This is a genomic window from Kiloniella antarctica (genome assembly GCF_042682825.1).
In the GTDB taxonomy this organism is placed as follows: Bacteria; Pseudomonadota; Alphaproteobacteria; order Kiloniellales; family Kiloniellaceae; genus Kiloniella; species Kiloniella antarctica.
In genome coordinates this window covers 294,683-308,509 of the sequence record NZ_JBHUII010000004.1, presented here as the reverse complement: position 1 = coordinate 308,509, position 13,827 = coordinate 294,683, and the positions used below count along the sequence as shown (strand labels likewise).

The window sequence follows — 13,827 nt, the reverse complement described above, 5'->3', positions numbered from 1 at the left end:
TTCTAATATTTTTGCAGTGATTATATAAAATAGAAACTGCCCTGAAAGATAAAGTGGATGATCCCGGCGGCAAGTGCTGAAAGGCCGATGACTTCAGCAAGAGGGGCTAGTCGATCAAGCGTGTCAGATAATGATTTACTCCATGATGCTTTTTTCAGAACATCGTCTTTTTTCTCATTTATACTTTTTTGGGCAAGGATAATCCCAACCAATAGTGCTGTGACTTGTGGGATAATGCCAGCAAAGAGGTTGAGGCTCAACGACGTAAGAATAAAGCTGATAATACCGATTGCGGCGGCTGTTAAACCAATAGCATTTTTGTGAGGAGACAGTCTCTCGATCAGATTATGAACTTGTTTTATGGGGACCAGACGCGCCTGAGCCAACATTAGGCCACCAAGCAAATTAATCAGAATAAGGGCAACCCACAATAAACTACCGAGTATCTCACCATTAACGCTCATATTTAATCATCCCCCACAATATGCTCACTCTTGGATTAGCCAAGAGCATATATAGCTTGCCGTCTTACCAAGTGAAAAGGGTCGTTGTAAGACAGTATCTCATTCGAAAGGGATGGTAGCATTTTTTCCTATTAAAAACTATCGGTTTAAAAAGGTGTTAATATAACAAGTCCTGTCGGTTTTATTTGATAAAGGTTGAGAACACAAAACTTATTTATTCAATCCCTTGTCAAGAATTTCTGTCCCTATTCTAAGGGTTTCATCGACAAGAAAATCAAGATCGCTTTGACGGGTACGGTGGTTTGTAATGGCAACACGAAGACAGTGCGCGCCATGAACCGTGGTATCAGAAAGTGCTGCACTACCTTCTTCTTGTAGGCGGAGCATGATCTCTATGTTGATTTCTTTTAGTTTGTCGTGATTTAACCCACCCGGATTATACCGATAACAAACAATGTTGATATTTGTTGGGGCAATGAGTTCCAAATCAGTTTCTTGCTTTATCAGATCGTTTAAATATTGGCCTTGAGCGATGTTTTGATCAATTAACCGTCCAAATTTTTCTACCCCGTGTTCTTGCAACGACATCCAGACTTTTAAAGCTCTGAACCCGCGTGAGGTCTGCAAACCAAAGTCGTGTAACCATCTTGCTGCGGCGATGCCACGTTTCGTCATCTCTAGATATTCGGGCGTTAGAGAAAATGTTTTGAGATGTTTTTGTTCGCTTTTGATTAGAACACAGCCGACTTCAAAGGGAGTATGCAGCCACTTATGTGGGTCCATTGCTATGGAATCAGCCTTTTCTATGCCTGCAACTCTGTCTTTGTTATTTGGGGCAATGGCTATCAGAGCGCCAATACAACCATCCACATGGAACCATAATCCTTCGGCGTGGCAGAGGGCTGATATTTTTTGTAAATCGTCAATAGCACCTGTATTCACCGTGCCGGCTGTGGCAATGACGCAGGCTGGTTGAAAACCTGCTTCGCGATCTTCTTGGATTGCTTTGTTCAAAGCTTCAATATCTATGGTTAAATCATCATTTGTTGAAATACGGCGCAATGATGAATTACCGAGCCCCAAGGTTTCGAGGGCGAGTTGGTGACAGCTGTGAACCTGATCTGAAGTGTAATAACGCATTGGCTTCTTTAGAGCTGCCAAACCATGTTCGCGTAGATCAACTCCCGCCACGCTCGCCATCGTATTACGTGCAACCGTCAGGCCTAAGAGGTTAGCCATGGATCCGCCGCTAACAAGGCTTCCACTGGCCTCTGGCGGGAAGCCTATCATTTCTTTAAACCAATTGATGACTTGATTGTCGATGTGTGCCGCGGAATGGTTCCCTCCGCCGAGGTTTGATCCTATGATCGCGGCCAAAAAATCGCCCAAAGCTCCCGTGAAATTACTTGAGCCCATATACCACATCCAAAATCGGGGATGGATATTGCCCATTGGAAACGGCAGGACATTTTTGGTGATGGATTTATATATTTTCTTGAGGGAGGTAGGAGATTTCGGCAGGGGTGTCTCAAATGCAGCTTGTGTGTCTTTTGGCATTTGCTGCCAGACAGGACGCTCTCTTACATCTCGTGTATAGGATAGGCTGTCATCGATGATTTCATGGGCGAGATCACGAACAGTTTCCCAATTTTCAGGATCGAGTGTTTCTTCTGTAATCGTCGAATTTTGATCTGTTTTGGAATTAGGAGACATTTGTTTGACCTTATTAATACAGGAAATTGTTATTCACCTAATTCCTAGACAAGGGGTGATCTCATGATGGAACAGATCTGGAGCAAATAGGAACAAAGTATTACGAAGACCAATTCTGGGTCTGAATAAGTATGAAAGTTTATCGTTTTAGAGTTTGGAAATCAAGGACGACGCCCTTTGAGATCGTTTCATCCGGAGTGATTCCGGCGGGACTAAGCTTGTGTAATAACAATTTTTCGTTCTGCAATAGATTTCCATGTGAGGGAAACTTGGCTAGGATCACTTAACGCAACACAATATCTATTTACCAACAGAAAGCAGCAGACATGAAGTATCTACACACCATGGTTCGGGTGACCGATCTAGACGCCTCTATGGATTTTTATTGTAACAAACTCGGCCTTGTTGAGAGCAAACGTTATGACAACCCTGAAGGCCGTTTTACCCTCGTGATGCTTGCCGCACCGGGTCAGTCCGAAGTGGAGCTGGAGCTGACGTACAATTATGATCCTGAAGAAATGAATGGGGGGCGTAATTTTGGTCACCTCGCTTATGCCGTGGATAATATTTATGATTTTTGCCAAAGACTGATGGATCAAGGTATCACAATCAACCGTCCACCCCGTGACGGACGCATGGCTTTCTTGAAATCACCCGACGGTATTTCTATTGAACTGTTGCAAGCAGAGGGTTCACTTCCTGTTCAAGAACCATGGGCCTCTATGGAAAATATTGGCAGTTGGTAATTTAAAGAGTGCCCTGGCTTGACTCCCATCACTTTTGAGAGCTTTGGTTTTAAAACGAATAATAGAGAGTAAGTCACGTTAAGTTTGGTGGTGTAAGTCCAATGGACGACATTTTATGCAGTATCTTGCGGGGCGGGCTGACAAATTTTATGAAACGAGAGTAGTGATGATGATGGACCTTGCGATAAACTTTAATCTCTGGCTGGCATTCGTGGCGGCGACTGCCGTGCTGGCGATTATACCGGGACCAATTGTAACTTTGGTGATCGCAAACAGTCTCAATCAAGGCGCTCGTGCTGGTGCCGCAAATGTTTTGGGAACTGTTTGCGGTAACATTTTATTATTTATGATCGGTGGGCTGGGCATGGCCTGGGTGCTGACGGCGCTTTCAGACTGGTTTGATGTTCTGCGGTTGGCGGGGGCGCTTTATCTGGTTTACCTCGGATTGAAGTCTTGGTTTGCCAAGGGAGAGGGATTGGAAAGTCAAAAAGCAAGTAAGCCGGGGAAGTCGTTGTTTCTTCAAGGCGCTGTGGTTGCGGTTACCAATCCAAAAACCATTATCTTTTATGCAGCCTTCTTCCCACAGTTTATGGACCCGAACCTTTCTACCGGAGGGCAGCTTTTTGTTCTCAGTTTGACATTTTTGGTAGTGGCGAGCCTTCTCGATCTCAGTTATGCGATCCTGGCTGGAAAGCTCCGTCCCTATCTGCTTGGCGAACGCCGTGGGCGCATTCGTAATAAGGTGACAGGTTTGTTGTTAATCTTCACAGGCGTTGCGTTAGCCTTCACAAGGCGGGTTTAATGCTGACAATTTTACACTTACATTTACGTATGACGAAGTGTGAGTGAAGTGTCCTGTTATCGTTCGTATTTTTTATCCAATAGCCCCGATGCAAGCGCATTGGGGCTATTTGTTCATGAGCTTTGAATTGCGAACATCTCTGAATGCAGTTTTAGGTTTTACGGAAACCTTGGTCAATGATAATGGAAATTCTTTCTCAGGCGACCGAATGGAATTATGGCTTTTGAATTATTTAACTGGCTGGATAAACACCGTTGGTAAACACAGGGGGCGGGCATAGAGCCAACGATCAGCAAAGGCTTAGTTGAAACCAGAATTACTCCCGAAATTGCCCCGAAATTGCCCGTCCAGCAAGTAACCCAGTTTGTCCAAAGGCAATATAGCCCGAGAACTCTGAGATTAATGTTAGATCCAGCTACGTATTATTTGATTGTCAGATGAAAGGGCAACAATCTCTGTAAACCAATCTTTAATGAGGAAATGTTAGCTTCATCCATGGAGTTTTTAAATTAGGTGAATGGGTATCAGAGGTATGCGATATTTAAATCAAATCGTTTTTATCGTATTACTAACTCTGCTTCCTTCGGTCTCAGTCTTATCCAAAGTAAACGCAAAAGAGCTCAGGCTTGTAACAGGAGAATACCCTCCCTATACCTCAAATGAAATACCGGGTGGGGGGTATGTATCAGAGATTATAAAGAAGGTGTTTTCCATAATGGAATATGACCTGACACTTGATTACCTTCCCTGGAAGCGAGGTTATGTTCTCACAAAGCAGAAGGAATATGTGGCCAGTTACCCTTATTTGAAAACGGAAGAACGGTCTTTAGAATTTCTTTATAGTGAACCAATTGTTGAATGGGAGAGCAAGGTTTATGTCCGAGAAGATTCCGGGATCGATTACAAGAGCCCCTTGGATTTAGCCGGATTGACAGAGTGCATACCCCACCACTTTGGTAGTTTAGAGATCTTTAGCAAAATGCATGCGGCAGGATCAATCAAACGAGTTAGGCCACCGTATATAAAGAGTTGCTGGTTAATGGTCTTGAACGGACGTGCAGATTTTTTTATCGAAGATGTTTTTGTTGCGGAAATTTATCGCAGAGAAATCCTAGATGATCGATTTGGGGAGATTATCGAGTTGAGTAAAACAGTAAGTATTGATTCCGGATATATTATTTTTCCCCGAAATTCATTCAGATCAGAAATGTTGGTTTCACAATTTAATCAGACTCTAAGAGGTTTGAAAAATAGAAAAGAAATCGCAATTTTAAAAGAAGAGTTTATAATTAAAAATGCTGGAATTATAGAGCAGTTGAATTGACTTTTATTTCGGTTTCATCTCTAGGATTACTCAGAATTGTATCTCAAAAATCCTTATTCCAATAGCATCACAAAGGGGATTGATCGGGCTATTGTGGAAGGCAGGTGTGTGTGATGTATGTCTGCAATCATTTTATCAAAGGCATTTTTATCAAAGGAATGTTATTAGAGCCAATATTTTGTTCTAATTTTGTTAGAGTAGGCCCAAATCAGAGAGTTTTTTTATGGGCTGTGAGCCGCTTCACGATCATGGCAGTTGTAAACAAAGAACATGACGTGTTTTAGTCTATAGCTTGAACTTTTACTGAGGAGGAATACATGAGTTGGAACCCCGAACTCGACATAGACTTCCCTACCGGAAACCAGGTTGACCAAATAGAAACACTTATCGTTCCCACAGCACATGATCTGGGAGGATTTGAAGTGATGCGTGCTCTGCCGTCGGCAAAGCGAAAAATGGTAGGGCCGTTTGTTTTCTTTGACCATCTTGGTCCGGCAGAATTTATCAAAGGAACCGGGGTTGATGTGCGTCCCCACCCTCACATCGGTTTATCCACCGTGACTTATCTGTATCAAGGATCCATGTGGCACAAGGATAGTCTTGGGACGTCGGCATTGGTTGCTGCTGGAGAAGTCAATCTCATGACAGCGGGTAGTGGGATCACGCATTCCGAACGAACTGCTCCTGACGTGCGTGAAAAGACCCATTCTCTCTTTGGGATACAGACATGGCTTGCCTTGCCGGAAAATAAGGAAGAAATAGCGCCGACCTTTGAAAATCAGAACGAGCAAGCGCTTCCTGTTATTGAGGGCGAGGGCAAGAAAGTAAAACTTATCCTTGGGTCTCTCTATGGAGAACGTTCCCCCGTTAAAGTGCATTCAGAAATGTTTTATGCCGACGCTGCTTTGACCGCAGGGGCAAAAATTCCCTTAAGGCCGGATCATGAAGAACGTGGATTATATGTGGTACAAGGTGAAATCATCATTTCGGGACAGAGCTTTAAACAAGGGCATATGATGACCTTCCGGATTGGCGATGAGATTACCATCGAAGCTAAAACTGATACACGATTAATGCTTCTTGGAGGGACATCCCTAGGCAAACGTTATGTGTGGTGGAACTTTGTGGCTTCATCACGAGAAAAGATTGAATCCGCCAAGCAAGCATGGCGTGAAGGAGATTGGCAGCACGGGCGTTTTCAGCTGCCACTTGATGATAATCAGGAGTTTATACCTTTACCATAGGGCATTGCTGTTAGGGTACGGATAAGGACTATCAATGGATTTTTTCCGAGACGCAGATAGAACAACCAATCACAGAGATATTCTGCAATTCTTGTCTGATTGTGATGATGTTTCTAAAGACAAGGTGCTGGATTTTTCTTTCCTTCAGCAAACGCCGCTCATTCGCTACTCGGCTTCTTTTATGATTTTGCAATGGCAGGAAGAGAAGCAGGATTTTCTCATCAAATATTGGGGATCTCATATAACGGAGGTTTTTGGTCTGGATTTGACGGGACGTTTTCTTGCTATTGGGGAACACGTCGAAGATGAACGCTATCTTATTATGGCACACTATGAAGCCATGAAAGATCAGAAAAAGGTTTTTCTTGGGGGCGCGATTGATTGGGGAGATAAAAGCCATAAACAGTGGAATGAAGTAATACAGCCTCTTTCACGAGACGGAAATATCGGCGAAACCTTGACCTATGTGACTTTCAAGTAATCCTAGGCTGATGAATCTGTAAATAAGAAAAGGCTTGGATGAGATACACCCAAGCCTTTTCTTTTGTCTTAACTAGATGAATTTTTTAAAGGCATCATCCACAGGGGTATCTGCCAAGTGGTTGACATAGTTGCTCATAACCTTTTGGGCGAGACCCAAGATGATTTCCAAAATTTGTTGGTTACCGTAACCAACTGCAACAAAAGCTTTTAAATCCTCGGCATCAACGTGGCCACGGTTCCGAACAATAGCCAATGTTGTATTGCGTAGTACTTCTAGTTTCTCAGAAGGAAGCTCTGTTTTGTTACGAAGAGCTTCTATTATGCTGTTATCTACCTTCATCATATGTGCAATACCCGTGTGTGCGGGGATGCAATAATGGCAGTCGTGCTCGACATTAATGCTCTGCCAGACAACCGTTAGTTCATCAGCATTAAAACTCGTATTCTGGAAAAGAGTATGAAGGTTTTGATATGCTTCCAGCGCTGTCGGAGCTTCAGCCATTACAGCATGCAAATTGGGAATCATGCCAAAGGCTTTAAGAGAATTTTCCAAAAGAGGTTGGCTATCTGCAGGAGCGGTCTCTTGAGTGTGTAATTTAAAATCCATAGTATTTTCCTATTTTTTAAATCAAAGCGCATACGATTTGTTTATGGGGACTAGGTGGTCTTAAACAAATATGGACCAAATGGTCCTAAATTCAAGAAAAATTTATCAACTTATATGATCGAAGCACTCACAAGCTTGTGATATGCAGACCATTTGAGAAATAATGAGGCGTTGTGAAGCGCGCCAGAGCGTTATAACTGAAACGTGTCTTTGCTTTCGCAGGAAAGCAGTATTAGAGTTCTCTTTAATTATAAAAATAAATAAAACAGTATGATTTATCGCATTTTATCTGTTGAAAAGAACGGCTAATTCCCGATAGCACAAACTCTGAAGACTTTTAAAAGTGGGCACATGATCTATCGTTTTCCAAAGTTTCTCATTCTTAGCTTAACCCTTGTGGCCTTAATGTTTGGCCCACTTATGTCTAATAAACATTCGGCCCAAGCCCAAACCATCTTCTCAAGTGATGATGACGGAGTGGACGGAAAAGAGATCCCGGAAAATCTGACACCGGAATTGATCGACAGCTTGCTTGCACGCTTGAGCGATGAAGAGTTACGTGAACTCTTTCGTGAAGAACTGGTTCGTCAATCAAATGAGAAAGTTGCAGACGAAGTCTTTGATGGCACTGTCCTTGCCGCGATTGAACTCCGTTTGAGCGAAATGGCCGAACGTATTGAAACCCGTGTCAGCCGATGGTTGGGAGACATAGCCAACCTGAGTTCGAGAGGTGCTCAAGTCCAAGAACGGTTTGCATTGGCCAAAGATGGCCTTTTCGGCATGATCCTTTCCGGAGGATTTTTAGTTGTCTTGGGTATTTTTGTCTCTTTGGTGGTCAAGCGGCTAAGTCGAAAATGGCGAAGCTGGCTCTCGACAACAGCGCACTGTGGATATTGGGAAAAGGTTCTTCGTACTCTTGCTCTTGGCGTTCTTGAAGTTTTACCTATCCTCGGCTTTGTTGCTGCTACCCGGATTATTGCGCTGGTGCCTGCTATCGAGAATGCCCTTGGGCCTCTTACGGGGATGGTTTGGATCTATTATGCGGGTGTTGGTTATAGTTGGCTTTTCATTGTGGTATCCAGACGTGCCTTTGCTCCGGATGCACCTCAAATCAGGATAGCCTCTCTTCAAGATAAAGCGGCACAGGGAACACATCAATTGTTACAACGCGTTGTTTGTGTTGGCGCCGCGGGATGGTTGTTTGCGGGATTTTTCCCAACCCTCGGTCTGGGGTTTCCACCTGCTTTGATTACTGTTGCCCTGGCCGGGACAATTGTCGCGGGACTTTTATTGATTGCCTTATTTAAAAACTTTGAACGTATTCAGGAAATTAGCGTTCTTGTTCTGGAGAATCAGCGCCGGGAAGATTTTAACTTTGATGATGATGATGATGATGATTTGGAGCTGAGTGTTTCTAAAAATGAGATTACACCTTTTGCCCGAATTGTATCAAGTGCTGCTCCCCTTCTGTTGGGTGGATATGTTCTTTTCGCCTGGCTTTTTTGGCTCGCGCACTGGTTAGAACGTGGTCAACATTACCTTGAAGGACCCGTTGGCACGTTGATTGTCTTTTTCTCGATGCCAATTTTTGACCGTCTTGGTCGTGAGGTGGTTAGATCTCTACTACACAATGAAAGTGAAATGGCTGAACGTTTCCGCCGTGTGTTTAATAGTGCCTGGCGTGTGGTAATTTCAATTGTTGGATTTTTGATGATTACCAATCTTTGGGGACTGGACCTCTTGTCCTTTGCCAAAGGCGAGGGCGCGCCAATTTGGGCCAGTACAGGGTTCGATATTCTTATAACTTTACTGATCGGCGTTTTGATTTGGAATATGATCGGTGCGGCTCTTCATCTTGAAAAGCGTGTCAGTGGTGCGTCTGAAGACGTTGATCCTTTGGACATACCAGCAGCTTCTCGTCTCGATACTTTGACACCTTTGTTTCGTAACACTTTATTGGGTTTTCTTGGCATCATTGTGATTATGACGGTACTTTCCTCTGTTGGGGTTGATATTGCACCACTTATTGCCTCTGCAGGGGTTGTCGGTATCGCGGTTGGTTTTGGAGCACAAACGCTTGTGAAGGATATTTTCTCCGGGATCTTTTTTCTGGTCGATGATGCCTTTCGCATTGGTGAATATATTGAACTCGATAACGAAACCCGAGGGGAAGTCGAATCAATTTCGATCCGCTCGTTACAACTACGACATCACCGTGGATCAGTCATTACAGTTCCTTTTGGCGAATTGAAGAAGATTACTAATCACAACCGTGATTGGGTGATTTACAAAATGCCTTTCCGTCTGGAGCCGGATACGGATCCAAAGCATGTGAAAAAAGTGGTCAAACTTGTGGGGAAAGAGTTCCTGAAAGATCCTGAACACGGACCAAAGTTTCTTGAACCATTAAAGTCGCAGGGTATTTTGAGTATTGATGATGATTCCGCTTTGATCATGCGGGTAAAGTTCAAGTGTAAACCGCGTGCACAGTTTGTTTTAAGACGTGAGATCTACCACAAGATACGCGCTGTGTTTGCAGCAGAAGGTATCGAGTTTGCCCGCCGTAAGGTTGAAGTGGTTGGTCCTGATGGTGAGAAGGTCGATAGTGCAATGGCGGCAGCTGTACCAGTCGATCAGTTGGTTGAGAAAAGTGCTGTACCAGATCGTTAGGCCAAAATTTCTTTGTTTAAATCGCTTACCTAAAGAGATCAATTAGGGTGAGCCTAAATTGATAGGTCCAAATTGATAGGTCCAAATTAATAGGTAATGGGCGCAAGGTGGAGTGTCATGCAACAAATCATCGTCACACCTAAAACGGTTAAAAAGATACTCAGAGAGCTGACACCTGGAAAAGAAGTGATTTTCAAAGCCGGTCGTTATCTGGATGTCTTGAAGATCAAGCTCAGAAATGGCCAAGATAGTCCCATGACGATTTTACGGGGCGAGCCGGGCGCGATCATTACTATGAACTTGAGCGCTGATGATTACCGGGAACAAGGCAATGAAATAGCCCGACAGGTTCAAGATGGAGAAATTGACACGGCGAACAGGTATCCCGGTCTTTATCCCCTGAAGATGGATGGGCGTCTTAAAATTAAGAAGTCAGCTAATATTCTAATTCAGGGACTAACCTTTGAAGAAAGCTGGCCCACTCATATCGCGATCAAAAAGTGTCAGAACCTAACATTTCGGGATTGTGATTTTCGCGATGCAACCTTTGCTATCGCGGCGACGGGGAAAAGTACATATGGTTTGCGCTTTGAACGTTGTCGTTGGATACAGGATCGGGTTGCAGGACGGATATGGAAAGAAATTCCGTGGGGTCGTATCCACGGTGATTATCGCGATGATCCCCAAAAATACGGCAAGGTGGACGTTAAAGAAGATTGGCGTCTATTCGATGGTGATTTTATTCGCGGCGAAGATATCGCTGGTGGTCTAACTCTCGAACACTGTGAAATCGGTCAGGCTTTTAACGCTATACACCTTTATAATCCCAAAAAAAAATTGGATCGCTGTGTGGATATCAATGTCCACGACTGTCATTTTTTTGAAATCCGCGACAATGTCCTTGAACCTGAGAGCTGTGCTTATAACTGGTGGTTTTGGAACAACACCATCAAGAACGCACACAAACCTTTTTCCTTAAACATTGTTAAGGGCGGGGCCTTTTATATCTTTTCCAATCGGTGGTGGTTTGATTCTATTCAGGGACCTGACTGTCCAACAGAAAGTCGGGGCGGCGGGATGTTTAAATTCCATAGCAATAACAAACAGGACCAGCTGGCCCCGAATTATGTCTTCCACAATAGTATCGCCACCCGGAGCGACTATGCCCGAAAGGGACAATTTTCAGGGCTTCAGCATTTTAATAATGCGATCTGGGTTGCCCACAAGGGGGAGAGTTATGACCGGTTCATTCTTGATGAGGCCGACTTTTTCGGGGAGTTAAGCATACCGACATCAGAACCGGGATATCTAAAAAAGCGCTTTATTACCAATTGGGGGCTTTATAATATCCGGTTTGAAAATGATGTAATTTATGATCCGTCCTGGCCGGAGGAACTCCTTGCCGCGGGATATGACGGTGTTACCAAGTCCTATGCGGAAGACCCCAGGTTTCATGATGTCCTCGAAGGAGATTTTGAGTTGGGAACGCGTTCGCCTTGTTATGCCAAAGGTATGGCTAAGAAAGTCATCATGCCGATTGGCGATGACTGGATACTTCCGGGAGGCCAGGATATCGGGGCTTTGCAGCGGGAAGGCTTAACCCGTGGGCCAGAGTTTCGCCCTGTATTCCAATCGACCCATTCTGAGGTACGTTAAGTATGAGCTTAGATAATATGGGTGTCGGTGATAAAGGGATCGTTGAAAGCCTTCTGTCCTATTGGAAATTGGATGCGGAACGTGATGAAAAATCACTCGTGATCCCGGATGGCTGCCGTGACCTGATTTTCAAAATCTGTCCGGGAAAGCGCCCGATATGGTTCCTGTCTGATCTCGAAGATAGTACCTATCAGGTTCCTATCGCCAAGGGGGATCGCTTTCGTGGTTATCGATTGAAGCCGGGGACAAACGTACAGGATCAACAGTTACTCCAAAGTTTGAACGGGCTGTGGGACGACAGTAAGGCGATGCCTGCATTGTCAGGAGATGATATCTCGTCCCGGCTGGAAGCTTTTACAGGTTTGAAAAGGGAATTGGATCAGGCTTTGAGCTGTCTGGCTTCCGGGGTTTTAAATGTTGATCAGGCCGCAAAACTGTTGGGCGTCAGCGTGAGAACTTTACATAGGCATATCAGGAAAGAAACAGGGAAACCGCCTTTGTTTTGGATCCGATTGGCAAGAATCAGAAAGACAGGGCGGGCTTTAAAGTGTTCTCGTTCATTGGCTGAAATTTCTTATGATTATGGGTTTTCTGATCAAGCTCATATGAGCCGAGAGTTTCAAAAATGGTTGTCGATTTCTCCTTCGGCGTTGCGACTTGGTGGTGTGCAAGGCAAACAGTTGCTCGAACTGGGATATGACTGATTTCAAGGTGTTTCTTGAACTTTAAAGGGCAATCGAGCTACTGGTATTGGGCATGGATTGCCTCTAAGGTGCCGTCGGCTTTGATTTGAGCGAGGCCATTGTTGAATTTTTCATGTAGTACTTCTGAGTTTGGCCACGCCCGACTGAAACACAGGTGGTAATCTACTTGATGATTTGTGTTGAAATACTGGAGCTTGTCCGAAATTTTCAAACCAACAGCGATATGTTGTATGAACTCGCGGGTGGAATAGAAAAAATCAAATTTCCGTTTGAACAAAATATTTAAAGCGGCCTTGTCATTCGTGGCAGTGAGATAAGGGATACCGGCTTCTTTGAGTTCGAGTTCGTTAATATAACCTCCGACGACAACGACTTTGTGATTTTTACCATCAGCCAATATTAGGGGAATTCTGCCTTTGAAATCCTTTCTGGCGACATAGACATTGGTGGATGAACTTATGGGGTCTGAGTAATGAAAATAATGATCTCGGCTTTCTGCTTTGGCACAGGAAAGTGCGGCAACTGTGGTTCCACGCTCTGCCATGGATAACACCCTGTTCCATGGAAGGAATACCACACGTGCCGATAGATCGACCCTTTTAAAAGCTTCGACCACGACCTCAACGTCAAATCCGTGAAGTCCGTCTTCGCCGGGATTTTCTATCTCGTAAGGAGGGTAATTTACGGCGTGAATGACCAGTTCTGTTTCATCAGCAGCAACGGGCCAGACAAATTGCATCATCCCAGCAAGGATGGATAAAGAACAAAGAGTAGGTCTAAGTGTATCGTATATATTCGATAACAAAATCATAGGGTCCTTCCATCCATCATAAATAGATGGAAAACCCTAATAATTCGTTTTGGCTGCATAAGTATTTTAGCGGTTACTTAATCTATTGGCAGGTTTTAGGTTCAAATCGGTGAGCAGAGCTCCACCAAAAATCCATTAAGATCTGTAACATATGCGGTTGTCTGCCCCCACGGCATGTCCTGCGCCTCTTGAACCAGCGTCGCCCCCGCGCGGACTGCTGTGCTTAGGGCCACGGGCACGTCATCGGTGGTAAAGGCAATTTCAAAACAAGGTTTACCATCGGTTGGTCGACCGGGGTTTTTGCCAATCTGTTCCATTAGAGTGTGGGACGAAAATGACAACGTTGTCGCCCCCGTATCAAGTTCACCATAATCTCCACTTTCGTGTAACATCTTTTGCTCAAACCCAAATGCGACCTGATAAAATTCCAAAGTTTTCATGACGTTCTCAACGTAAAGAATAGTGTAAGCCAGCTGCATGGTGTGTTTCTTTTCCTGTAGGTTTTATTTCCGAGGTTTCAAATGATGATCTGCACCCTAAGCGACATCCAAAAACCTGTCTTGAAGATTTCGGACAGGGATATAGGTATGTCGTTTGTTCAAA

Annotated in this window: 14 protein-coding genes; 9 read left to right on the top strand and 5 right to left on the bottom strand. The window is 44.2% G+C overall.

Annotation, left to right across the window (positions count from 1 at the left end; all coding sequences use genetic code 11):
- Positions 1–20: 20 nt before the first annotated feature.
- Together ACFSKO_RS08405 and ACFSKO_RS08400 are read right to left on the bottom strand one after the other, a co-directional pair.
- Positions 21–464: a hypothetical protein gene (locus tag ACFSKO_RS08405; protein ID WP_380250422.1), complete on the bottom strand. Its 444-nt coding sequence runs from the start codon at positions 462–464 to the stop codon at positions 21–23.
- A gap of 210 nt (positions 465–674) precedes the next feature.
- Positions 675–2,177 carry a pyridoxal phosphate-dependent decarboxylase family protein gene (locus tag ACFSKO_RS08400; protein ID WP_380250420.1) on the bottom strand — a complete coding sequence of 501 codons (1,503 nt, stop codon included), beginning with the start codon at positions 2,175–2,177 and terminating at the stop codon, positions 675–677.
- Between the two features lie 326 nt (positions 2,178–2,503).
- Here ACFSKO_RS08400 and ACFSKO_RS08395 point away from each other — a divergent pair, with 326 nt between their 5' ends.
- The 6 genes from ACFSKO_RS08395 (at position 2,504) to ACFSKO_RS08370 (ending at position 6,774) form a co-directional block, all read left to right on the top strand.
- On the top strand, positions 2,504–2,923 hold the full coding sequence (locus ACFSKO_RS08395) for a VOC family protein (RefSeq protein WP_380250418.1): 420 nt from the start codon (positions 2,504–2,506) through the stop codon (positions 2,921–2,923).
- 115 nt (positions 2,924–3,038) lie between these two features.
- On the top strand, positions 3,039–3,725 hold the full coding sequence (locus tag ACFSKO_RS08390) for a LysE family translocator (protein WP_380250416.1): 687 nt from the start codon (positions 3,039–3,041) through the stop codon (positions 3,723–3,725).
- 115 nt (positions 3,726–3,840) lie between these two features.
- Positions 3,841–4,005 carry a hypothetical protein gene (locus ACFSKO_RS08385; RefSeq protein WP_380250414.1) on the top strand — a complete coding sequence of 55 codons (165 nt, stop codon included), beginning with the start codon at positions 3,841–3,843 and terminating at the stop codon, positions 4,003–4,005.
- 252 nt (positions 4,006–4,257) lie between these two features.
- Positions 4,258–5,049, top strand: coding sequence for a substrate-binding periplasmic protein (locus tag ACFSKO_RS08380; RefSeq protein WP_380250412.1), 792 nt, complete (start codon positions 4,258–4,260; stop codon positions 5,047–5,049).
- Between the two features lie 317 nt (positions 5,050–5,366).
- Positions 5,367–6,293 (top strand): pirin family protein, encoded by a 927-nt coding sequence (locus tag ACFSKO_RS08375; RefSeq protein WP_380250410.1) that lies wholly within the window; start codon positions 5,367–5,369, stop codon positions 6,291–6,293.
- Between the two features lie 34 nt (positions 6,294–6,327).
- The gene (locus tag ACFSKO_RS08370; protein WP_380250408.1) at positions 6,328–6,774 is read left to right on the top strand and encodes a PAS domain-containing protein; all 447 of its coding nucleotides are present in this window, start codon (positions 6,328–6,330) and stop codon (positions 6,772–6,774) included.
- Between the two features lie 72 nt (positions 6,775–6,846).
- Here ACFSKO_RS08370 and ACFSKO_RS08365 read toward each other — a convergent pair whose 3' ends face one another.
- Entirely contained in the window at positions 6,847–7,383 is a 537-nt protein-coding gene (locus tag ACFSKO_RS08365; protein ID WP_380250406.1) for a carboxymuconolactone decarboxylase family protein, read from the bottom strand.
- Positions 7,384–7,803: 420 nt separating this feature from the next.
- Here ACFSKO_RS08365 and ACFSKO_RS08360 point away from each other — a divergent pair, with 420 nt between their 5' ends.
- The 3 genes from ACFSKO_RS08360 (at position 7,804) to ACFSKO_RS08350 (ending at position 12,413) form a co-directional block, all read left to right on the top strand.
- Positions 7,804–10,053, top strand: a complete 2,250-nt coding sequence (locus ACFSKO_RS08360; protein ID WP_380250404.1) for a mechanosensitive ion channel family protein — start codon at positions 7,804–7,806, stop codon at positions 10,051–10,053.
- A gap of 117 nt (positions 10,054–10,170) precedes the next feature.
- Positions 10,171–11,709: a hypothetical protein gene (locus tag ACFSKO_RS08355; RefSeq protein ID WP_380250402.1), complete on the top strand. Its 1,539-nt coding sequence runs from the start codon at positions 10,171–10,173 to the stop codon at positions 11,707–11,709.
- Between the two features lie 2 nt (positions 11,710–11,711).
- On the top strand, positions 11,712–12,413 hold the full coding sequence (locus tag ACFSKO_RS08350) for a helix-turn-helix domain-containing protein (RefSeq protein WP_380250400.1): 702 nt from the start codon (positions 11,712–11,714) through the stop codon (positions 12,411–12,413).
- A 37-nt stretch (positions 12,414–12,450) separates the two neighbouring features.
- Here ACFSKO_RS08350 and ACFSKO_RS08345 read toward each other — a convergent pair whose 3' ends face one another.
- Together ACFSKO_RS08345 and ACFSKO_RS08340 are read right to left on the bottom strand one after the other, a co-directional pair.
- Positions 12,451–13,224 carry a substrate-binding periplasmic protein gene (locus tag ACFSKO_RS08345; protein ID WP_380250398.1) on the bottom strand — a complete coding sequence of 258 codons (774 nt, stop codon included), beginning with the start codon at positions 13,222–13,224 and terminating at the stop codon, positions 12,451–12,453.
- A gap of 101 nt (positions 13,225–13,325) precedes the next feature.
- On the bottom strand, positions 13,326–13,703 hold the full coding sequence (locus ACFSKO_RS08340; RefSeq protein WP_380250396.1) for a VOC family protein: 378 nt from the start codon (positions 13,701–13,703) through the stop codon (positions 13,326–13,328).
- Between the last annotated feature and the right edge of the window lie 124 nt (positions 13,704–13,827).

What these genes read in the sequence shown, in the direction of transcription:
- ACFSKO_RS08405 (WP_380250422.1), bottom strand. Translation starts at nt 464, where the DNA reads ATGAGCGTTAATGGTGAGATACTCGGTAGTTTATTGTGGGTTGCCCTT.
- ACFSKO_RS08400 (WP_380250420.1), bottom strand. Translation starts at nt 2,177, where the DNA reads ATGTCTCCTAATTCCAAAACAGATCAAAATTCGACGATTACAGAAGAA.
- ACFSKO_RS08395 (WP_380250418.1), top strand. Translation starts at nt 2,504, where the DNA reads ATGAAGTATCTACACACCATGGTTCGGGTGACCGATCTAGACGCCTCT.
- ACFSKO_RS08390 (WP_380250416.1), top strand. Translation starts at nt 3,039, where the DNA reads ATGCAGTATCTTGCGGGGCGGGCTGACAAATTTTATGAAACGAGAGTA.
- ACFSKO_RS08385 (WP_380250414.1), top strand. Translation starts at nt 3,841, where the DNA reads ATGAGCTTTGAATTGCGAACATCTCTGAATGCAGTTTTAGGTTTTACG.
- ACFSKO_RS08380 (WP_380250412.1), top strand. Translation starts at nt 4,258, where the DNA reads ATGCGATATTTAAATCAAATCGTTTTTATCGTATTACTAACTCTGCTT.
- ACFSKO_RS08375 (WP_380250410.1), top strand. Translation starts at nt 5,367, where the DNA reads ATGAGTTGGAACCCCGAACTCGACATAGACTTCCCTACCGGAAACCAG.
- ACFSKO_RS08370 (WP_380250408.1), top strand. Translation starts at nt 6,328, where the DNA reads ATGGATTTTTTCCGAGACGCAGATAGAACAACCAATCACAGAGATATT.
- ACFSKO_RS08365 (WP_380250406.1), bottom strand. Translation starts at nt 7,383, where the DNA reads ATGGATTTTAAATTACACACTCAAGAGACCGCTCCTGCAGATAGCCAA.
- ACFSKO_RS08360 (WP_380250404.1), top strand. Translation starts at nt 7,804, where the DNA reads ATGTCTAATAAACATTCGGCCCAAGCCCAAACCATCTTCTCAAGTGAT.
- ACFSKO_RS08355 (WP_380250402.1), top strand. Translation starts at nt 10,171, where the DNA reads ATGCAACAAATCATCGTCACACCTAAAACGGTTAAAAAGATACTCAGA.
- ACFSKO_RS08350 (WP_380250400.1), top strand. Translation starts at nt 11,712, where the DNA reads ATGAGCTTAGATAATATGGGTGTCGGTGATAAAGGGATCGTTGAAAGC.
- ACFSKO_RS08345 (WP_380250398.1), bottom strand. Translation starts at nt 13,224, where the DNA reads ATGATTTTGTTATCGAATATATACGATACACTTAGACCTACTCTTTGT.
- ACFSKO_RS08340 (WP_380250396.1), bottom strand. Translation starts at nt 13,703, where the DNA reads ATGCAGCTGGCTTACACTATTCTTTACGTTGAGAACGTCATGAAAACT.